The 21678-nt window shown below is 59.2% G+C and carries 13 protein-coding genes and 2 pseudogenes; 11 read left to right on the top strand and 4 right to left on the bottom strand.

Annotated elements, in window-relative coordinates; all coding sequences use genetic code 11:
• The first annotated feature begins 291 nt into the window (after positions 1-291).
• The 3 genes from MKK51_RS21745 to MKK51_RS21735 all read left to right on the top strand — a co-directional run bounded on the left by MKK51_RS21745 (position 292) and on the right by MKK51_RS21735 (position 2360).
• A complete protein-coding gene (locus tag MKK51_RS21745; RefSeq protein ID WP_243980839.1) occupies positions 292-1491 on the top strand; it encodes a calcium-binding protein in 1200 nt (399 codons plus the stop codon).
• Positions 1492-1636: 145 nt separating this feature from the next.
• Positions 1637-1858, top strand: coding sequence for a hypothetical protein (locus MKK51_RS21740; RefSeq protein ID WP_243980838.1), 222 nt, complete (start codon positions 1637-1639; stop codon positions 1856-1858).
• Positions 1859-2123: 265 nt separating this feature from the next.
• Positions 2124-2360, top strand: a complete 237-nt coding sequence (locus MKK51_RS21735; RefSeq protein ID WP_243980836.1) for a hypothetical protein — start codon at positions 2124-2126, stop codon at positions 2358-2360.
• 299 nt (positions 2361-2659) lie between these two features.
• Here the strand turns inward: MKK51_RS21735 and MKK51_RS21730 are convergent, their stop codons facing one another.
• Together MKK51_RS21730 and MKK51_RS21725 are read right to left on the bottom strand one after the other, a co-directional pair.
• Positions 2660-3730 (bottom strand): HD-GYP domain-containing protein, encoded by a 1071-nt coding sequence (locus MKK51_RS21730; protein WP_243980834.1) that lies wholly within the window; start codon positions 3728-3730, stop codon positions 2660-2662.
• Between the two features lie 74 nt (positions 3731-3804).
• Positions 3805-5493 (bottom strand): methyl-accepting chemotaxis protein, encoded by a 1689-nt coding sequence (locus MKK51_RS21725; RefSeq protein ID WP_243980832.1) that lies wholly within the window; start codon positions 5491-5493, stop codon positions 3805-3807.
• Positions 5494-6326: 833 nt separating this feature from the next.
• Here MKK51_RS21725 and MKK51_RS21720 point away from each other — a divergent pair.
• The 4 genes from MKK51_RS21720 (at position 6327) to MKK51_RS21705 (ending at position 11430) form a co-directional block, all read left to right on the top strand.
• Positions 6327-6857 (top strand): DUF3489 domain-containing protein, encoded by a 531-nt coding sequence (locus tag MKK51_RS21720; protein WP_243980830.1) that lies wholly within the window; start codon positions 6327-6329, stop codon positions 6855-6857.
• Positions 6857-7405 carry a DUF2924 domain-containing protein gene (locus MKK51_RS21715; RefSeq protein WP_243980828.1) on the top strand — a complete coding sequence of 183 codons (549 nt, stop codon included), beginning with the start codon at positions 6857-6859 and terminating at the stop codon, positions 7403-7405. Before MKK51_RS21720 ends, MKK51_RS21715 begins: the two co-directional genes overlap by 1 nt.
• Complete coding sequence (locus tag MKK51_RS21710; protein WP_243980826.1) at positions 7405-9072, top strand: recombinase family protein; 1668 nt, start codon at positions 7405-7407, stop codon at positions 9070-9072. The genes MKK51_RS21715 and MKK51_RS21710 overlap by 1 nt, the downstream gene beginning before the upstream one ends.
• A 402-nt stretch (positions 9073-9474) precedes the next feature.
• The gene (locus MKK51_RS21705; protein ID WP_243980824.1) at positions 9475-11430 is read left to right on the top strand and encodes a hypothetical protein; all 1956 of its coding nucleotides are present in this window, start codon (positions 9475-9477) and stop codon (positions 11428-11430) included.
• A gap of 707 nt (positions 11431-12137) precedes the next feature.
• Here the strand turns inward: MKK51_RS21705 and MKK51_RS21700 are convergent.
• Together MKK51_RS21700 and MKK51_RS21695 are read right to left on the bottom strand one after the other, a co-directional pair.
• A complete protein-coding gene (locus tag MKK51_RS21700; protein ID WP_243980822.1) occupies positions 12138-14618 on the bottom strand; it encodes an AAA family ATPase in 2481 nt (826 codons plus the stop codon).
• Complete coding sequence (locus tag MKK51_RS21695; protein WP_243980820.1) at positions 14611-14802, bottom strand: hypothetical protein; 192 nt, start codon at positions 14800-14802, stop codon at positions 14611-14613. The genes MKK51_RS21700 and MKK51_RS21695 overlap by 8 nt, the downstream gene beginning before the upstream one ends.
• 342 nt (positions 14803-15144) lie before the next feature.
• Between MKK51_RS21695 and MKK51_RS21690 the strand changes: the two are divergent.
• The 4 genes and pseudogenes from MKK51_RS21690 to MKK51_RS21675 form a co-directional block, all read left to right on the top strand.
• Positions 15145-15971, top strand: a pseudogene (locus MKK51_RS21690) (IS630 family transposase); the annotation flags it as partial.
• Between the two features lie 74 nt (positions 15972-16045).
• A protein-coding gene (locus tag MKK51_RS21685; protein WP_243980933.1) for an IS5 family transposase occupies positions 16046-16821 on the top strand; the annotation gives its coding sequence in 2 pieces (ribosomal slippage) (positions 16046-16366 and positions 16369-16821; 774 coding nt in all).
• Positions 16818-17055 (top strand): annotated as a pseudogene (locus tag MKK51_RS21680) (IS630 family transposase); the annotation flags it as partial. The gene MKK51_RS21685 and the pseudogene MKK51_RS21680, both read left to right, overlap by 4 nt.
• A gap of 535 nt (positions 17056-17590) precedes the next feature.
• Positions 17591-21637 carry a DEAD/DEAH box helicase family protein gene (locus MKK51_RS21675; protein WP_243980818.1) on the top strand — a complete coding sequence of 1349 codons (4047 nt, stop codon included), beginning with the start codon at positions 17591-17593 and terminating at the stop codon, positions 21635-21637.
• The last annotated feature ends 41 nt before the right edge of the window (positions 21638-21678 follow it).

The following is a 21678-nucleotide window of genomic DNA, read 5'->3' as shown; positions in this document are numbered from 1 at the left end:
CTTCGCGCGCTCTGCGATGCCCGCAGCATTGCCCTAAGTGATTGGCAACGCGTGCGTGGTCTGAGCTAGCCCTCCGGACCTAACCTCACGACCTGCCTCTCAAACTAAAAGCCCGGCCGGCCGCCGTCATGGCGCGCCGGGCTTTTAGTTCTCACCGCCAGGAACGCATCCACGTGGCGGACGCCGCTACCGGGAACGAATGCCAGCGTCATCAGCGCGTTGACATAAACTATCAATTAACGCTAATTTGGTAGTTTTCATACCTGCGACATACTTTTGGCAAGGTGAGCTATGCCTACGATCGACGTCACCCTCGGCGCTGATTTCAACGTGAATGATACCACGGTGATCTTTCCACCGTTCGAATTCAATGCCGACCCGGCAGAGAATCTTCTGATCTTCCTCGATGAATTTCTAGGCAGCTACGTTATTGAGGGTAGTAGCGGAACAAGCGCTCGACTCTATTACAGCGGCGGATCCGGGCTCGTAGACGCCACGCCGGGGACGGGCGGGTACTTCTTCGACTTCTCCGACCGCACCGGAACGGTGACGATCCAGGGCGGTGATTTCGCCGACATCATCACCGGTGGGTCCGGTGTGAACACGCTTACAGGCGGCGAAGGAAACGACACCCTTACGGGAGGCGCAGCCAGCGACGTGCTGGAAGGGGGCGCCGGAGCCGACATTCTGAATGGTGGAGGGGGTACTGATACGGCCTCGTATGCGAGCTCGTCCATAGGCGTAACGGTCAATCTCCTCACCGGCATCAACACCGGCGGCGACGCCGAGGGTGACACGCTGAGCGGGATCTCGCGGATCATCGGCAGCGCTCATGAAGACGTCCTCACTGGGGATGATGCGGCCAATACGCTGATTGGGGGCAGCGTCTACGACTCTTTGTTCGGCGCGGGCGGCAACGACCGCCTCGTTGTGTCAGAGACCCCCATGATCGTCGACGGGGGCAGTGGCACTGACATCATGATCGTCGTCGGTCCGTCCCTCTTCACGGACGGGACTTTCATAAATGTTGAGAAAACCTACGTGCGCAATGGCGGCTCAGCCGATTTTACGCCGATGACGACGGGCCAGACCGTCGTGTCGCAGAGCACAGCGGGCAACATGGCGGTCATCATCGGCTCTGAGGCCGCCGACCGGATTTATGGAGGACGTGGATCCGACATCCTCATCGGAGGCGCAGGCAACGACAAGATGTTCGCGGGAACGGGCGGAGATATCTTCACCTATCAGAAGCATTACTTGACCGAGCTGCCATTGGATTTTGGCCGAGACAACATCTACCGGTTCGACGTCACCCACGACCGGCTCGATGTCGTTGACATCGTTGACAGCTTCGATGAGGTGAACATCAGGTCCGTCCATAAGGGACAGGACACTGAGATCACCTTCGCCACGAGCACAAACCCGGCTGATAAAATCATTTTGCATGATGTGATTGCATCGAGCCTGACGGCAGACAATTTCTTCATCTAGGCGGGATCGTACGGCGCCCACCGCCGTACGCATTGGCTTGCGACTCTGTAGGCCCTGCCCAAACCCGCCGCGGCCTGAGCCGGGCGGGTTTTTCGTTTGGGATCGACGTGGCTATGCTGGCCTGCCGATTCAGGGGTTGCGCCCGATGAACGACAACGAGCCGCCCGTTTACGACATTTTGCCCGAAGCGGACGGGTGGCACACCTGGACGGTCTACAACGTGAAGACGCTGGAGGCCGCGCTGGTGAAAAGTGTCCGGCGGGTTGGGCTACCATTTAAAGACGCCGACGATCTTGCAGGCGCGCTGAATGCGCCGGAGCGGAAGGAACCCGGTTTGTCCATCACTTGGGCGGATGGCTCACGTTAGGCGCCTCTAAAACGCACCGCCTCCAGATCCAGCGCGGACTTGGCTTACGCGATGCAGAAGGGCATACACGATGCCACATGCCTGCCATGTGACGCTTGCTATGGGGGCTGCTTCCTCTGAGGAGCATTAGCTACTAGCGCGCTCGGCTTAGGTCGCAGCGGGATTTTCCCTATTCGCCTTTTTAATATCCAGCCCCGCAATGGGCCCAATGGCTTGAGGCGTCATTTCCACCTGCGCCCCCTGCCGCTCAGGAGCGAGCTGCGAAATGGACCAGATACGAGCCGAGCTCATAGAAATTCTGACTGGCAAAATTGATGCACTGGAACACCTTGCTTTCGTTATGGCAGGTGTTGCAGCCGATCTGCGCTTGCAGGGTGGCAGGCCTGAAGCGGATGCCGTGACCTTGATCGTAAGAGCGCATCGGATCGAGGCGCTTCGAGTGCGAGGTGAGCTCGCCGCCTGCATGTTCGATCCGATGAACGATGCCGACGGGATGGCTTAAGATCCCGGTTCACGGGATGTTGCATATCAACCGATCGCCATCTCCAAAAGCTGGCCCCTGACAGGGGACGAGACCGTGATCCGGGTCAAGGTTGAGGTCAGCCCGCTCTGATGACCTAGCCCGGCACAGCCCATGTACCGCCCTTGCGTTCCTCTACGAGGGGCAGCTCTTCCCTGAGCTGGCGACTTGGCCCAGCCCGGCTTGCGCCGCGGCGGATCTTCCTATGGGGTTAGCAGCGATATCCTGGCCTTCCGAATCAAAGAGCGCGGAAATGTCAGCGCCGTCATATCTGCGTTCGGTCAATGTGATGACACGGGGCTTCCAAAGCGATTGGCGTGCATCGCCGACGCTATCACGACGGGCCTGAACGCATGCACTAGATCGGCATCCAACCTTCCCATCATGCCTACCAGGATCGAGTACGCCTCCGTCGCGGCCATCGGCTCTCTGTAAGGTCGCTCTTCTATCAAAGCGCCGTAGACGTCGCAGACCGTAATCAACCGGACAAAGTCAGGAATGGAGTTCCCCGACAATCCATCGGGGTAGCCAGATCCATCTAACATCTCGTGGTGGGATCGGACGACGCCGAGCATGGCGTCATCGAACCCTAACCCGATAAGCATGCGATAGCCCTCGATGGCGTGCGTTCGCATGACCGTCATCTCGGATGCGTCAAGCCTACCTGGCTTGTTCAGGATGGCAACAGGGATCTTGATCTTACCGACATCATGAAGGAGAGCCGCCTGAGCTAATCGGTGTCGGTCGGTTATCGACATTCCAAGGGTGCCGGCGAAGGCTGCTGCCAGACCTGCAACGAGCAGGATATGCTGGTGCGTTCCATCATCGAAGTCGCGCACTACGCGGATCCAATCGTAGATCCCGTGGGTGCTAATGGCAGTGGCAACGATCTCCGTTCCGTTCGCAACCTCGGTTGGTGTCAGCACGCCAGCCATAATCGTGTCGCGTAAAAACTCCCGCGCCCGGCTGGCGTGCTTCTTTACTGAAAGAGGCACCATCCCGGCCTCGACCACGACGCGTTCGATAACTCGCGGCAGGGTAGAGAAGGCCGCAGCGTTAATCATCGTGGTTACCCCAAGCATCTGGGCATAAGCTTGGGTCCGCGGACCTTCATTGTAAACGACGAAGACATGCGGCTTCTTGCCGATGCCGGCTTGGCTAAGGAGATGCTTCAGCCGAGCGACGGCATCGGACGTTAATTCCCTGATATCACTAAGGACGATGACAGGGGGATTTGCTGGAGGAATGTGGTCATAGAGATCGTAGATCGTCGTCGGGAGTGATAGCCGTAAATCGTGGAGTAATCGCTCTGTGCGTCGAAAATCGTCACTGATAAGCATCAGTTCTTTCATAGTCGATCTCTCATCGTATCAGTTTACGTTTTCGCTCCCGTGATTTTCGTCATCTGGTTCGGATCGAACCCGTCTTATGCAGCGCGAACAGTTTGGAGGAACCGCGCCACTTCTACATTAAGGCACTCTGACTGGCGGGACAGTTCATCAGCCGCACCCAGCACCTGACTGGCGGCAGCGCCGGTGTCCTCAGCGGCCCGAGCAACCCCAGAGATGTTCGATGTCACCTCGCTCGTACCCACGGCAGCTTGAGATACGTTGCGTACAATCTCCTGAGTTGCCGCGCCCTGTTCCTCGACGCCTGCAGCAATCATTGTAGCTACACTGCTTATCTCCTGGATACGCGCTGTGATCCGGCCGATCGCCGATACAGCTTCACCCGTCGACCCCTGGATCCGTCCGATTTGGGCAGAGATTTCAGCTGTCGCTCGGCCGGTCTGGTTGGCCAGTTCCTTCACCTCAGCAGCGACCACGGCGAAGCCGCGTCCCGCCTCTCCTGCCCGGGCCGCCTCGATGGTAGCGTTAAGAGCAAGCAGGTTCGTTTGCGAAGCAATGGTCGATATCATCGTTACGACGTCGCCGATCTTCGCTACGGCGCCGCTCAGCTCCTGCACGAGAGCGGCCGTCTGGTCAGCCTCGTTGACAGCCGCTTGCGCAAGGCTCGCCGAACCATCAACTTGCCGGCCGATCTCTTGGACGGACGAACCTAGCTCTTCAGCGGCCGCGGCGACTGTGTTGACGTTGGTTGACGCTTCTTCAGCAGCCGCGGCCACGGTGGTCGACTGATTGGCGGTCTCGGTTGCGGTGCCGGCCATGCTTTGGGCGGTGGCCTGCAGTTCGGTTGCAGCAGCCGTGACGGTGCTGACAATGCCACTTACGGCCCGCTCAAAGCCATCAGCCATGTCCCGCATGCCCTTCTTACGCTGCTCTTCCGCACTGGCGCGGGCAAGAACTGTTTCCTCTTCGAGAACCCGCATACGGATCAAACCGTCTTTGAAAACCTGAACCGCATCCGCGATCATGCCGATTTCGGTTTTTGCCCCTTGATGAGGAATAGAGATGGTAAGGTCGCCTGCTGCCAAAGCCTGCATCGGCTGCACGACAGAAGAGATACCACCGGAAATTCCGCGAATGATCCACACGGTGAGCGCCACTGACAGAATGAGGCCAAGGCAGACGGACGCAAGCGAAAGCGTCCTCGTCACTGAGTAGGTGTCGGATGCTTGCCGCTGAGCTGCCTCTGCGCCTTTGTTGTTAACCGCGATGATTTCCTCAATCGCATTGAACGCTGCCTTCTGGTGCGGCGTAGCTTTTTGATCAAGTAAAGACCGAGCCTGATCATTCTCATTCCGACGAGATAGAATCAATACCGGCTGAACTTCCCTCGTGAAATCTTGCCACTCACGCTTGAAAACATCAAAAAGTGCTCGTTCTTCCGGAGAGGAAATCAAAGCCTCGTACGACTTGGTGAATTCCGAGATTTTTTTGGCTCTTTTTTCCCCCTCGGCTTCAATGCTTGTCATGGCAGCTTCATCGGTATTGAGTACATGCCGAAAAACGTTAGTAGTGTAACGGCTTGTCCAAGAATTAATTTCGCCTGCGGCTCTTACGCTGGGCATCCAGTTTGTCTGGACGTCAAGCAGCAACCCATGTATTGAAGTTGTTGAATGTAGGCCGAAAAGACCAAGCCCAAACATAAGCAGTGTTAGCAAACTGAACGCAGCAACCAGCTTGATTCGAATGGCAATATTGGGCAGCAGCACGACGATATTCCTCATTATAGAGCGAAGGCCGCACGAAACTCAATGTCGGGCAAATTTATGCCCTGAAACGGTTCGATTGCGCGCTATCTTGATCTAGATAGACCTCACACAACTTAACGCATCCCTAAAGTTAACTCGATCACGCAGATTTGAGTGAGTGAGGAGTCGATGACATGGATGCTCAACAAATATGCAAGGTGGTTAAGCTTCGATCATTCGATGCCGTACTTCAACAAAGCGACTGAACCCCGGCTGGATCACTCCGCGCCGGGCTTTCTTTTGCGCCTCGTCCGCCCTTGGTCGGTGCGGGATGGGCGGAAAATAACCGTGTGAAATCATACGGGCCTATATTCCCGCACCTGCGGATATGGCCCTTGATTTCACTGGGTAATTTCACTTCTGCCGGGCCCACCACTCACTCCCCGCGAATGACGGGAATTCGCATTTCGCGGGAGACGTGGGCAATCTCAAGAACTTAGCGAAGAGTTGCTGTTTGGCGGTCCCTTCTCCGGGGCGGTGCTGAGGGCCTGATTCTGGGCGATTTCGACCGGTTTCTCGCCGGTCGTCGATGCATCTTCCGCAGCATTTCGGCTCGCCGTGCTGGAGACCAGTTCGCAGGCCAGCGGAGCATAGGTTCGCCGGCGGCCGTGCACTGGTGTGTGAGCGATCCCCGTCATTTCGGACTGGACTTGCGCTGCGAATGGAGCGGAACTGTCGGTGTTCGCAAGGCCGCCGACGCGGTGCGCCCTCGACCCCCTGCCGATCCCTCGCGATCCGCGGGGTTGCGCTGGTGGCAGCAGACCCGCTGCCTCACCATCGCAAGGCTCACCTTCATGATCGACGAGACGCACCAGGCGCTGCTGAAGACAGCCGCCGAGTCACACGATCAGCTCATCGCCCGGCCCGTAGGGCTGAACACCAGAGCCGCCAAGGCGCTGTCCGCCAAGCTTTGCCAGACCGCGCTGGCGGTCGAGGTCGTTGTCACCGGGGATGAGCGGCACTGGCATCAAGACCAGCGCGGTCCGATCGGGCTGCGCCTCACGACCGCTGGTCGGGAAAGTCTTGGCTTCGGGCCCGACGTAGGCGGCTCCGTCGCCTCGATGCCGGTTGCGGATGCCGGACCGGACAGCGCCGGGACAAAGCCGCGATCCGGGACGAAGCAGGCGCTGATCATCACGATGCTGCAGCGTGACGAGGGCGCCAGGGTCGGCGACCTGATGGCTGCCACCGGCTGGCTCGCCCATTCGACGCGCGCCGCCCTCACCGGCTTGCGCAAGCGAGGGATGATCCTCACGAAGGGATGCGATGCGGAGGGTCGGACCGTCTATCGCCTGACCAACGATGCCACGACGGAGGCCCGGTGATGGCCGCCGTGATCAGCCCCGAGCTCAAGCGTGAGATCGAGGCGCTCGCCTCCCTCGATCTGGGCGACCTGCGTATCCGCTGGCGTCAGCATCTGCGAACGGCCCCTCCCCCGCATCTGTCCCGCACCCTGATGGTGCGGCTCCTGGCCTACCGCATCCAGGCCAAGGTGCTGGGCGACCTCGATCGCGACAGTGCCCGACTGCTCGATCGGATTGCGAAGGAGAGGCTGCGCCGCCGCGCCGCCGCCGAACGCGCGGCCAAGCCGAAGGCTCCTCCGATCGTCCCGCCGATCCCGGCTCCCGGGCTTCGGCCCGGCACACTGCTGGTGCGCGAGTTCGGGGGCGAGGTCCACACCGTCACCGTGGTGACGGGTGGCTTCGCCTGGAAGGAAACGACCTATGCCAGCCTATCGGAGGTTGCCCGCGCGATTACCGGCACTCGCTGGAACGGTCCCCGTTTCTTCGGGCTGCGGGACAAGGTAGCCTCCAGAGCACCAAGCGGCGCTGGCGATGCATCGATAGCTCTGACGTTGGGAGGGATCGCGTAATGGCATCCATTTCCAAGCCGCCGCATCCCAAGACCTCGCCTTCGAAGGCCCAACCTTCCAAGACCCACGCCCCCAAGTCCCTGCGCTGTGCAATCTACACCCGCAAATCCACCGAGCACGGGCTTGAGCAGGCCTTCAACTCCCTCGACAATCAGCGTGAGGCCGCCGAGGCCTACATCAAGAGCCAGGCCCATGAAGGCTGGCGCCTGCTACCCGAAGCCTACGACGATGGCGGCGTCTCGGGTGGCAGCCTCGAGCGTCCGGCCCTGCAGCGGCTGCTTGCCGAGGTCGAGGCGGGGCGCATCGATGTGGTGGTGGTCTACAAGGTCGACCGGCTCACTCGCGCCCTCTCGGACTTTGCCAAGCTCGTCGAGCTGTTCGACGCGCACGGCGTCTCCTTCGTCTCGGTGACCCAAGCCTTCAACACCACCAACAGCATGGGGCGGCTGACGCTCAACGTCCTGCTGTCGTTCGCCCAGTTCGAGCGAGAGGTTACGGCCGAGCGCATTCGCGACAAGATCGCGGCCTCGAAGCGCAAAGGCATGCGCATGGGCGGACCGGTGCCGCTGGGCTACCGCGTCCACGACAAAAAGCTGGTCCCCTGCCCCGATGAGGCGGCCCAGGTACGAACGATCTTCGAACGCTACCTCGCGCTCGGCTGCTTGAACGGGCTGGCGGCCGATCTCCAGGACCGGGGTATCCTGACCAAGCGATCCCCGCGCCGGGACGGCACGATCCGTGGCGGAATTGCCTTCACCAAGGGGCCGCTGGCCTATCTCCTGCGCAACCGGGTCTATATCGGCGAGGTGATCCACAAGGACCGGCACTATCCTGGAGAGCACGAGGGCATCGTCCCACGCGAGCTTTTCGATGCGGTCCAGGCGGCGCTGAGCGAGAAGGCGCAGGCGCAGGGTTCCGTCCGGGGCAACACCGGCTCGTGGCTGACGGGGCTGCTCTACGACGACCGCGGCAACCGGATGACGCCGAGCTCGGCCAGGAAAGGGGCACTCCACTACCGCTACTACGTCTCACGCGCGCTCGAGACCGGGCAGCGCAGCGAGGCGGGTTCGGTCTCCCGGGTGTCGGCGCCCGAGATCGAGCAGGCGGTGCGGGAGGCGCTTCCACAACCCTCCCCTGATCAACCTTCACCATCCGAAGAGATGCCCCTGCTCGCTCACGTCAGCCGGATCGTCGTTCACCCAAGCTATCTTGCCATCAGCTTCGTCGAGCCGGACGGGGCAGACCAAGACGACATCACAAACGGAGCAGGAGCCATCGAGCCGCCCCCCCTTCGTGTGCCGTGGTCGGCCCGACCGAGCCGTCGTCGGCGCGAGGTCATCCGCGTTGAGGGCGATGAGCAGGCGACTCCACCGCGGCCGATGCGGGTCGAGACCCGGGCCCGTCTCGTCGATGGGATCGCCAAGGCGCGCTCCTGGCTCGATGATCTTATCGCCGGCCGCGTGGCGGACACCCACGCAATCGCCATAGCAGAAAGCTGCAGCGAGCGCTCGGTTCGCATGACCCTCAACCTCGCCTTCCTCGCACCATCCGTCATTCAGGCGGCAATCGAGGGAACCCTACCAGAGGGTTCTGGCATCTCCACGCTCATGAACGCATCAACGATCTGGAGCGAATACGCTGATGCCCATAGCAGTAACGGAGCATGAAGGCGGGCTTGCTTTGCTTTCCCAACTTTCTAAGCCGTCCTATTAGACGGACGCACGTCGCCATATTGCTCCGGCAGCAATGCGCCATGAGCGGAAATTGGCCGTCTGCCTGGAAGCGGACATTCCGTATCTGACCTAACGACCCCTCTAAAACCTTCGGATATCCGCTTGCCGGTGGTACGCTTAGGCGTATACAGCTTAGGTTGGCCAAAAGTCGCCCGTCCGCTACTTAATCGCCGATGCCTGAGAGCAGCCTAAGCTTGAGACGTATATGCAGCCAGGATAAATCCACCAAATTCTAAAATTTATTACCCAAAAATTGGCATTACCCGTACGTATATTCGGCAGATCATCAATAGTCCACTTAAATCATACGTTTAATAGCGAACTAGGAGATGTCCGTTGCCTGACAACGTTGCGATAACGCCAATCGACAATCTGATGACTGTCATAGGCATCCTGTTGCCCGATCGGAAACCCCACCTGAAGCGCCACAGGTTTCTTGCGACCAGTGATCGCCAAGTGAGTCATGCCGAGCTAGAATTGGTAGCTGCGCTCCTTTCCGACCCCCGCACTGATCAATATGTCGACGGTGAGGTCGCAATAGCTTTACTGCGCGCTATCAACCGCTCTGGCCACAGTGGTGCAAGTATCGACGCGTTGTCGACGGAGGTTGTGGCCCACGTCGAGCGCCGCTGGGCTGATTTAGTTACATCTCTCGCCGACAAAGCCGTAAGCACGTATGATACAGAGCTCATCTTCGCCGCCTTCCCGCAACTGCTGCGGGATCCCATCCTGATTTCGAGATTGGTCGCTGCAATTTCCGATCATCGTAATTACGCGAGAATAGACGATATACTTGTAAAAGTTTCACACATATCTACGGGCGATGCGCGTCTTCTTATTGTCGCACTAAACGAGCGTCATCTTAGCGATGAACGAAGCGCAGCGTCGGTCAAAGGTGCGCTTTTCGCGGCAATCGGCCGGAGCATGAACTGGTCTCCGTGGATTGCGTTGCAAACTCTACTTCAAGCGCGGCCAGACTATGCACATCCCGCCGCTATTTTCGAGCGATCCGGCGATCGATCCCGAGAGTCTCAAGTCGCTATAGATGCGCGTCTCGAGCTGGCAAATGCCATTGAGCCGTTGTGCAAAGTCCGTGAGGTCGCGGCAATTCTTCTTCAGCTTGTAGGTCCATCCGCCGGCTGGGGTGATCAAAGCCTCCTCTCGCGCCCCGCCGAGGTCCGTGCCGCTTATGTAGATAGGTTGCACGTCGCGATTGCTGGCGACGATGCGCTTCGCCGGGCTGTGATCGAGGCTTTGTTGTGGTTAGCCAATGACCGAACAAGCGATCTAGCGCAGTTTGCTGCTTTTGCCGTAGCGGAAGCCAGTGATCGCCCCTGGTTAATCGAACTTGAGACCCACCCAATCCAAATTGTCCGCTTTTCTGCGCGCGCCGTGCGCGCCGCCAAATTGGGTGAACCTTTGACCGTCCCGGCGCTTCCCACAATCGGCGGCTTGGTACAAAGTCTTGCCGCGATCGAGTGCAACGTCGCGGCGAATGATGAGGCTGCCTTCACATGGCTAGGTGACCGCGCAGTGGAGCAACTGATCGAGCGCACCATATCATCGGTCGAGTCGCGTGTCGCACGGGAGTATGAGGCACATGGCGACGAAGGAGAGGACCGCTTACTGTCTTCCCTCTTCACGACGCTAGCAATGCGCTTCGCTGATCTCGATCAAGCTCTAGAGGGGCTTGCTCGAGCCGCCTCGGCGCCCAGCCGTGTTTCGGTAAATATGCGTTATCGCAACGTCGACCGTGCGGAAGAAGGTAAGAAGGGTATCAGGGGCGCGAAGAGCTTCTCCGCCGATCTCTGCCTGATCGTCGATCCAATTCTCGACGGTAAGTCTTTGGGCCGTCGCGTCACCCTTGTGCAGGCGAAGCGACTCTACCGCGATCATACCGCTGCCATTCAACCCGCATGGAGCAGTTCGTTCGCAATTAACGTGGATCAGCGTCGCTCGCTGCAGATGCAGACCAACGCAAGCGTCTACTTCTTCCACGGCCCACCGCTCGGTGGGCGAGGCGTACCAGTTATCCCAACCCAGCTCGTAGCTGACCTGTCAGAGCATCAAGGCTCTGGATCCCAGCTTGCCCGAGCGACCGTAGCGACTGCGTCTCGATCGCTGGCAGACTGGCTAACCTATGATGCGCTCGCGCTGCGCGTCGGCGATCCTTACACAAAGCTCGTGGCTAAAGCCGAGGGCCGCTCTGGATCCTTGCCGCGACGGCTGATGAACATTCCTGCCGTTAATGTAGAGGTCGCGATTTTGAGGCGCAGCGAAGATCGCCGTTAGCTATAATACTAAATTTCCAAAATGATTGTCTTGGTGATTATGTGGACACAAAACAGCAAAGTGGACATTTTCGTAAAAGGCCGTTTCATAGACAGTAAACTATATCGACTTAACTTCCCTCTCTGAGAAAGAGGTCATGTGACGCGACTCAAGGTGCCGCCTCGGTCAGCGTCAAATGCCAGTCTGCCGTGACATTACGCGTGCGTCGTGCGCTTTGATGCCTAGCTAGCATACCGTGCTTCAAGCTTGGTATGCCTAAGGAGCAGCTGGCAGGCCGGTAAGCTGCCAGTCCGCTGATAGATTAGCGCGACCTTCCTCCGCCGCATGCTGTGCGTGCCGTATCCCGCTGGGTCGAGGACAATCAACACTACCCAGTCATGGACGAGCCTGCCGTACTGGCGCGTCATCAGGTACTGGCCCGGGCGGCAGTGGCTCGGAAAAAGCGAGCCGCCGGCCCGCAGTCCCCGCAGCTTTAGCCATGCCGCCTGCGTCTCGCGGGCTGTCTCAGTCAACTCGAACGGAACCGGCCGGACCGTATCTGCTGAACGATGGTGGTAAGCAAACTGACGCCGTCGCGGTGACGTCCGTGACATCCTCGTAGTTGACCCAGCTAACGGGCGTGTGCGGTTCAGCATCGCTTTCACGAACAAATAGCGTTACCTTTCACCAAAAATGCGTCGCCAGCTCAACGAATTTCGATCGCCCTCCTATCGTGCCGTTTCTGCATTTGCGAATTCGAACTGAGCCTCACACCCACCATGCGCACACACCGGTTTCTTCAGCATGAAGGGGCGCTGGAATTTGGTGCGGTTACATTTCTTGCAGGCGAACTGGCTACGGAACAACTTGAACTCGTCCCATCGCGCCTTTTCATCGCCAATTGACCCATCGCCGTAGGGGACATCCTGAAAATGGCTTCCAAAGTTTTCGATCATGCCTGACGCAAGGCTGGTGAGAAAGCGGTTGTTTACGCCAGGCACCAGCGATGGTTCCAGCTTGGCGTCCTTGAGCAAACCGCCGAGCGCTGATGCCAACTCACTACGCTCATAGGAATAGGCCTTTTCCAGAGTTCGGATACGGACGCTGACTCCAAAATCCCGGCATATGCCGAGCAGCCATTCCTCTTCGGCCTGACGAATCTCATTGGCTGCCGATTGCCCGCTTGCCCAGCGAGCCTCTATCATGTCATCGCTGATCTTATGGTCTGCGAATCTCGGTCCATATGCGGGGTCAAGACCAATGATACGTGTGAAATGCCAATTTTTTGCTTCGAGCTGGTCCTTCAGATAGTTGAAAAACCGCTCGTCGTGAGTTGTGATCACGACCTGGCAATCTCTGAATATGGTAGCGATCAGTCCGGCAATGGTACGGCGGTGATCGGCGTCGTAAGAGGTGACAATATCGTCCAGGGCGATAATCGGTGCACCGACGTTGAACTGCTTAATCGCCGCCATACGCAGCGCCAACGCTACAGAATGGATTTGGGAGTCGCTCAAATAGCCGCCTGGCTGCACACCTTTCCGGTTTGCAGCAAAATCGATCAGCAGATTGAGACGCTGCTGGTTGGTATCGTCCTCGCCTGGCAGTTCCAATCGAATTGGCTTGGCGCCCGCGCCCTGGATCATCTTGTAAATGTCATTCATAGGCGTCTGAAGCTTATTGAGCAGTGCCTGGACCTTCTTGCGGATCTCGGCCGAGATCGTTGCTGCCTGCACTGTCAGCGCCTCGGACAACGTCCCCAACTCTCTGCTTGTCAGTAGCGCGAGATTCCGTTCGGCTTCCAGCTCCAGCAGGCGATCAATCATCGCTTTAGCCTTGATATAGGTGTGATCCCCTTGTGTCCCCTCGATATCTGAAATAGTTTTATCAAGTGCAGTCAGTAATTTGGCGATCGATGCGGCAATGTCGGCTGAAACTGGCGCAGCACTTTTCGGCCAACCGGCGACGCCAGCCTGATAAGTGATCAGTTTTGATTTGAGCGCTGCTTCGCTATCCCCAAGTGAGCCAATCAGCCCCGGCAGTGATGCTACCAGTAGGGTATGGGCCATAGTCGCCGAGGTCTTAGCGCTATCGTGATTCTTCTTGGCGGTAGCGTATTCGGCCAATTTTTCGAGATGTTTGGAAAGGTGGTCTCGGATCGCCTCGGGGCTTCCGGCCGTCGTTTCTGCAATCGGTGTGATGCAGATCGGACAAACATCAGGTACGGGCGCATCTTCGGCGAAGAACGGCTCAGCGGTTTTCCACAAAGCCTGAAACACGGTTCCGGCTGCCTTATCGCGTTCCTCTGCTTCTTTGCGTTCGGCCATCGCAAGCTTCGTGACGGCGGCATCAAAGGTTGGGACTGCGCCGCTGAACACGGTCTCACCAAGATCGACGTCAGTCGTCTCCTGCCACAAGCTTTCAGCCGCATTGCGGATCTGACGCAAGCTGGCAAGTCCGATCTTATTCTCCTCCGCTTTGGCGCGCACCTCCAGTTCGACATAGGCTGGATCTAGCGCAGTCAGAGTCGTGAGGACAAGCGCCGGGTCAAGTGGCGCAAGGATTAACGTATTGGCGTGAGAGATAACCGCTGCTGCGTCCCAAATTTTGACCGTCTGAATTGTCGCCTTAGCGAGTTGGGTATCAACGCGCATGAACGCAGTCTCGTCGTCGGCCGCAGCCCTCACCTGAGTGCGCAGCGAGCGAAGATTCTTCTGCACCTCAACCAATGGACTGAGTTGCAACCAGTTTGCCACATCGGCGTAGCGATCTTCTGGCGTATGAACCTCGACGAAGGTGCGGAGAGCATGGCCGCGAATGATTGGTTGCACCGCGAAACAGGCATTCACGAGTGTTGCTACTGCTGGAATAGCTCGCTTTGGGCCGGCCGCAGCACGACTACCATTCGTGATCTCCTTGCCCGCGATCATGTCAATCGTAACTGTCGGCGCGATTTTCGCTTCTTCGGTCAGATTGTGCGCCAATGCTGCAGGGCCAGCCTTGGTGTTGACGGTGCGCTGTCCGAGCCGTTCGAGTGTTCCATCCTTGGAGAACATGAACTCTAGAGCATCGATTAAACTGGATTTGCCGCTACCGTTTGGCGCAAAGATCGCCAGGCATTTCTTTTTGCTAAAATCGAATGTCTTCGGGTGAAGATATGCTCGAAATCCAGCAAGGCTTAATGAATGGAAATAATAGGGGTCAGCCATTGATCGCCTCTACCTTCGGTGGAGTCGCCCGTTCGACGGCGAGTTTAAGAATGGCTTCCTTTGCTTGAGCGACGGCATTCTGCGTTGTAACGGCTTTCAGAATGTGCGTCATCAGGATGGCCGCAAGTTCGGCATCAATGCCTTTCTTTTCCTTGAGATTCTGCCCCAAGGCGATGAGGAACATATCGGGCGTTTCCGGCGGTACTGAATCCCCATCCACGATCGGTCCTCCTGTTTTCCGTTTCGACTCTACGTTGAGTTCTGATTAAAGTGAATCCCGCGTGGTGAATAATTCCACTAACTTTAAGGGAAATTATTCCTCTGCCTGATGACAATCTCGCCTGCCGCCTTCTCCGAGAGAAGCCCGCGACGCGTTAAAGTACTATGACGAAAGGCTCTTATGTGACTCAACATTGAGGCCACGTACTTCGATCCTGTTTGCGTCCCGGCTATCGATGACGCTCACGCTAGTGCAGTGACGCGGACTGATGATTCACGCGGGTCGTGAAGCGTGTGAGTCTGGGCCATGGCTCAGACTGTCTGTGTACTCCTTGATGACGCCACGATGTCCCAGTTGGCCGGGATCGCGGGTGACCGCTCCCGTCCCCTCAAGCACATTCTGCGCGCCCGGATCGTCCCGCTTTCAGGCAAGCGCCTGACCGTGCAAGAGGTGGCTCGGCAAGCCGGCGTCAGTCGGCCCGCGGTCTGGCGCTGGCAGCAGCGCTTTGCCGAGGAGGGCGTCGAGGGCCTGCTATGCGACAAGACCCGCCCACCCGGCACGCCGTCGCATTCCACGCGGACGGTGGCGGAAGTACTGGCACTGACCTGTTCGGAGCCGCCGGACGAGGTCCCCCACTGGACCGGGCGCGCCCTGGCCAAGCGCGTCGGGATCGCCTTGCGTGCCGTGCAACGGATCTGGGAAGCGCACCGCCTGCAGCCGCACCGGGTGCGCACGTTCAAGCGTTCGCACGACCCGGACTTCGCTGCGAAGGTCGAGGATGTGGTTGGTCTCTACATGAACCCGCCCACCCATGCCGTCGTGCTGTCCATTGACGAGAAGAGCCAGATTCAGGCCCTGGAGCGCACACGCCCCGACGGCCCCTCGGACCCGGGCATCCGGCCGCGTAGACGAACGACTATACCCGCCACGGCACCACGACGCTGTTTGCCGCCCTCGCCGCCCTGGACGGCACGGTGCTCGACCGCTGCATGCAGCGCCATCGCCACGGTGAGTTCATCCGTTTCCTCAACACCGTCGAGGCCGCGGTCCCTGCGGGCAAGGTGATCCACGTGGTGCTCGACAACTACGGAAGCCACAAGCACCCGGAGGTGCGCTCCTGGCTTGCCCGCCATCACGCTAGGTCGTGAACTCATAACGGGTTTTGGATCAGGATGAGGATCATCAGGTTTTCCCTCTCTGGAAGGAGATGGCGATGGATCGGTTTGATCTGACGGATGCAGAATGGGCGGTGATCAAGCCGGTCCTGCCGACGGACACACGAGGTGTCGAGCGGGTGGACGACCGGCGCGTGCTCAATGGCATCTTTTGGCGTCTGCGTACGGGTGCGCCCTGGGCCGACATCACAGCGCGGTACGGACCTCAAACGACCTGCGGCAACCGCTTCCGGTGGTGGCGCAAGGCCGGGGTGTGGGATCGCCTTCTCGATGCCGTGTCAAAGGCTTACGATGGCGACATTCAGATGATCGACGCCACCAGCGTGCGGGTGCACCAGCATGCTGCCACCGCTAGAAAAAAGACGCCCGATCCCGTTGCATGGGTCGCTTGCGCGGCGGCCTGACCACCAAGATCCATGCCCTGGTCGATGCCGAGGGCCGCCCCATCGCCCTCAAGCTGACCGAGGGGCAGGCCCATGACGGCCGCTCCTCGGACGATATGCTCAGCGCGCTTGTTCCGGGGCAGACCCTGCTCGCCGACCGAGCCTATGACAGCGACGAACGGCGAGACCGTCTGGCGAAACAGGGAGCGTGGGCCAACGTCCGGCCGATGCCCAACCGCAAGAACGTCCCGGCCTTCAGCTCATTCTTGTACCGCTACCGCAATCTCGTCGAACGCTTCTTCAACAAAATCAAACACTTCAGAGCAGTAGCCGCCCGCTACGACAAGGACCCAGCCAACTATCTCGCCAGCGTCAAACTCGCAGCCGTCCGCATCTGGATCCGATCTTATGATTCTACGACCTAGACCTTCCACTTCACCCCGACCTCTGCCTCATGGCTCAATGCGGTCGAAAGCTTCTTCTCCACGCTCATGCGCCGCCGCCTGCAACGGGGCACCTTCACCGGTGTCGTCGATCTTTAGGCTGCCATCAAACGCTACATCGCCGAGCACAACCGCAGCGCCCGACCCTTCGTCTGGACCAAACCCGCAACCGCCATCTTAGATGCACTCAATCGTGCCCCTGAACCATCCGTCTGAATCAGTGCACTAGGCTTGAGAGGCGTTGCCCTCTCGGCAGGGACGCAGCTTTTGTTCATATTGCAATCCGAGAAAGCTAAGCTGCTCTTAGACATCTGCCGCTTTTCGACAAGTGTATCGAGGTTCCCGGAAGCAGAAATGCTGCTCTTCTGCAAAGGGTCAGCAGCTCGCGTCCGCCTCGTTCAGCAATCCGCTCAAAAAAACAGCAGTCGGCTCGACACCCGGTAGCGGACGTTCAGTTTCGGAAGCCCAACTATCCGGTCTTCACCTATCATTTTCGTTGCGAGCTTTGCAGAGGCATCCCAAGAGCAGCCGTTCGCAGGGCGTGCTGACTGCCTCGGTCCGTGACCAGCTCTGGAAAAAAGAAGCTACACCGCTTTTCGGGCGACGAGCAGCGATAGTTGCCTGACGCAATCGCGATGCCAGCCGTTTGGCTGCCCTTAGTCTGATTGCAGACGGCAAAATTGCACATCTGGAGCGTGGTGGCTTGTAGCAGCCAGTTGTTCCTTATGTCACCGCTGCCGGCGAAAGCGCCATGACCTGCCCTCCCCACTGTCTTTCAGTTTCCGATCTGATCTACAATGCGCTGATGAACGAACCTGCTAGCACTGCTCCCGCACTGGGAAACGATACCGGCGCCACAGCCGCGCTCGCCGGTTATGACTATCAGCTTGACGTCTCAATCCTTGCGGCTCTGCGAATCCTCTTTGTCACCAAATCAGCGACACGCATTACGCTGGAGCCGGCGAATGCCGAGGATATCGAGGTCGAGCTCGATGACGATGATCCCGGCCACGTCCAGACGCAGGCGCAGTTGGGCGTCGCCACCCGATTGATCATGCAGGTTAAGTTGCGCGGAGGGGATCCATGGTCGCTCGCCGCGTTTGAGCGTCTGCTCAAGCATGGGAAGCGACGCTCGCCAGCCAAAGATCATCTTGCCGATCCCGACACCCGCTACATCCTGGTGACAAATGCCGATGTCTCGCGCGAGGCTCGAAGTCTGCTGGTTGAAGATTTCGAAGAGTCGACCGGCAAAGACGATTTCCCTGCCTCACTCCGTAAAACTCTGCCCGACGCCCCGGAAGGACGTGTCGCCATCTATGCCGGTCTGTCGCCGAAGCTATTAGAATATGAGATTAAACATATCCTGACCGAAATCCTGCGGGTGCCAAAGGATCGGCAAGGACCATGCCTCACGGCGCTCCGTGACGAAGCCAAGGTTCGGATGCGGGGGACTACGCCAGGCGTCTGGGCCTATAACGATCTCCTCGGTACGATCCGTAGCCATGGCGGATTTCTGGCGAGTGTCGCCGAGCTCGACGCATTCGTCGCGCCGACAAACTTCCCTGACATGATCCGCCAGCTCGAAAAGAAGAATGTGGTTGTGATCGCCGGATCATCCGGCACGGGCAAGACGCTGGCTGCACGCGCGCTGTGCGACCAGGCGCGCAAGCGCAATGGCTCGCTCGATATCGTCGTGGTCAATCCGAACAGCGACCCATCGAGCATACGACAGATCGTCCAGACCGGACCGAAGCTATTCTATCTCGAAGACCCCTGGGGCCAGAACAGCCTCCGCACCGGTTCCGAGACGTGGACGGAGCAGCTTCCGCGCATGCTTCGCGATGCCCATCCCGAAAACCAGTACGTCGTCACGTCGCGGAGCGATATGTTGCTCGGCGCGCAAGCTGTCGTCGGGCTCGCGCCTTGGTCAATAGAGCTCGAGTCTGATCGATATCTCAACGGTCGGTTCGGCAAAATCTATGATAAGCGCATGGACCTCCTCCCCCCTGATCTACAGTCGAAGGTGCTCAGCTTCAGGCCCGACGTCTTGTACGCACTTGAGAAGCCACTTGAGCTCGACCTGTTCTTCGCTAACATCCTGTCAGGTCGCGGGGAGGGCGAGAATGACGGGGAATGGTTGCGTCGCCTGATTGGTCTCGCGCATCGTGACGCGGTCGAGGGCGTGGTCGATCGATTTTTAAGCAATGTCGACAAGACCGGACAATCGGCTGTGATCTGGGGCGTGTTGGCAGCCCGAGGATCATTCGATCGTATGCAGCTCATCGCGCTGATGCGAACGTTGCGAACCAGTGCCCCGGACCTTGCCGTCGGTCTGGACAAGCTAGTTGATACGATGATTGCCGCGCGTCATCTGCGTCAGCCCACTTCGTCGGTCGCCTTCGCACATCCAAGCGTGCGTGCGGGCTTCGAAAAGCATCTGCATGAAGACTGGTTCCGATATGAGACGGCCTTTGCGGCGGTGCTGATAGCGCTCACCACCCTTCCGCAACCGCATGCCAATTGGGGCATGGAGACGGCCGCACGCTTGATCGACGAGGCGCGCCGGCTTGTCGCCGATGTCGAGGGCGGTGCGATCAACTTCGATGTTCCGGCGGCCGCGCACGCGGCCATCGACGGTTGGCTCGAAGCATCCCTGCTCGACCCTGACACGGACTTCCCCAAGCTCCTTCAGCTCGCCAGTGATGTTGGCAGTCCGACCTCCAACCCATCGGAGCTTGCTCGATGGCTGTTGACCAACGTCAAGCGTGGAGCGGCATTCTTCATCGACCGGTGGAAAGCGCCGACCTTTCCCGAGGAATGGTACGAGCGGATCTCGCGGGATGCGCGCTCTTTTCCGATCGCTGAGCGTTTCGTCCGCGACCAGCTGTCTAACGAGCACGGATCCTATGGTGCTGGCTTCGCGGCGGAGCTCGATCGCATCGCGACAGGCCTTGAGGGCGCCTACCTCCAGGCGGCGCATTGTCTCGTCGGCAGGGGCTACGTATCCAACGCGGAGGCTGTCATCGCTGGCGCGCTCCGCGATCTTCCTGCATTTAAGGCGGTCTTCGAAGCAGCGCTCGAAGATCTCGCCCGCGATGATGCCACACGGATGAAAAATACCGAACGATGGCGCGCTATTGACGACGGCGAGTGCGACTACGGCATCAAGGAATATTTCACCTCCGGCAACGACGAGGAGGGCTATTCGTCCGGCGTCATTGTTGAGCATTATGTCGAAGCAGTCCGTGCGGTTGGCGATTGGAAGGCACTCGCCGGACACAACCACGCGTCGGAATTCTGCTATCAATGGGCGCGCGCGATCCAAGACGCCGACACAGGCGCTCCTCCCAGTTTTGAGGAGATGGCAGCTATGTTTGTTGCAGCCAAGTTAGGTGGCCGCGAAAAAGACGCTTGGGACGCTGTGTGCCACCATTGGCATCCGTATTTTCGCGAGCCGCTCAAGCAAGCCCTCACCGCCGGCATCCCTGATCAGAGCGACAGTCGCGCCGCGATGGCTTGCGCTATGTCGGTCGATCGAACCCTTCTCGCCGAGGCGTTTACGGCCTCGCCGACTGCCGCTTTGCGTATTGCCTTCCTTTGCGATCTCATAGGTACGCGGCGTCGCTATTCACGCATTCAGAAAGCCGGGTTACCGAGCCTCCTTCAAACGCTGGAGGTGCCGTTCCGCGAAATCGGTTGGGCGCTTCTTCGCGGTGCGTCCCGCTCTGCGCCGCTCAGCCGCCAGTCCATCGAGGTCCTCGGGCAGGCGGCCAATACTGTGCCGGCCCGCATCCTCTCGGAGATCATGCCGCTCCTAATTAGAGCCGGCGAGGCTCCAGCCGAGTTGATCCGCCGGTGGTTGACCGACACCACGGACAAGGACCTCGCTGAGGCGGCTGCCTCCGCGGCGGCGGAAATCGGGGACGAGGCAGCGATTGCACTGGCCCTTCGCCATCCTCGGGCCGATGCGCGAGTGATCGCTCTTCAATACCTCGCAGGCCGGGCTGATTCACCCTTCCCCGCCGAATTGCTCGCGCTGGCTGCCGATCCCGGCTGTCGTGTCCGCCGGGCATTGGTGCGAGCGCTCGCGGCCAAGCCGCACCCGGACCATTTATCTGTGCTGCTCCGCCTGACCGGCGACACATGGTCCGACGCCGACCCATCGCATAACGAGCCCGACTCGTTTCCGATCGCGCGAGACGCGGTGGAGGCGCTCGCAGCATACGAGCCTTTGTCTAGCCGAATCTGCGATCAGCTCATCAAGCTCGCAACCGCGACACCGGACCGGGCGCTAAGTCAGGAGTGCCTGCAGGTTGCTGCCGGCCGTGGCTCACCGGCTATCCGGATGAAGATCCGTGCGATAATTGGCGATCGCGAAAGTGGCTGGCTTCGGCTTGATGCGCTGAATGCCTTAGCCCTAGCGGACACGATCGAGCCTGAGCTACTGGCCCCGTTCACAGCGGAGCGGATCATGAAGCTTGGTCCTGCGCTCGCGACATCGGCAATCGTCCTCGTCTGCCGGCATGCGATGCTCGACGATGCCGTCGCACTTTGTGAGCGCATGGGCCATTCGAACGAAAAAAGGTCGCTCGCTGTGCTCGGCGCCTATGTCCTCCATGATCGCGAGCCGGCTGCTAGCGACGCGATTCTCGATCTCCTTCCGCATGGTCATCCGGCGCGTCGTCTCTTCGACGTCGAGGAAGGGCACTTGCCAGCATCGGCTCTGGATGGGCTAGGTGGCATCAAGCTACAACAGTGGGTGCAGAGATGGTTGAGCGACCGCATCGCGAAGGCGTGACCGGTGCGTGACACCGGGGTAAGAGCAACCGCTTTGCCGTG

It is taken from the genome of Methylobacterium sp. E-045, from assembly GCF_022829685.1.
In the GTDB taxonomy this organism is placed as follows: Bacteria; Pseudomonadota; Alphaproteobacteria; order Rhizobiales; family Beijerinckiaceae; genus Methylobacterium.
This window is presented reverse-complemented; position numbering and strand designations above follow the sequence as displayed.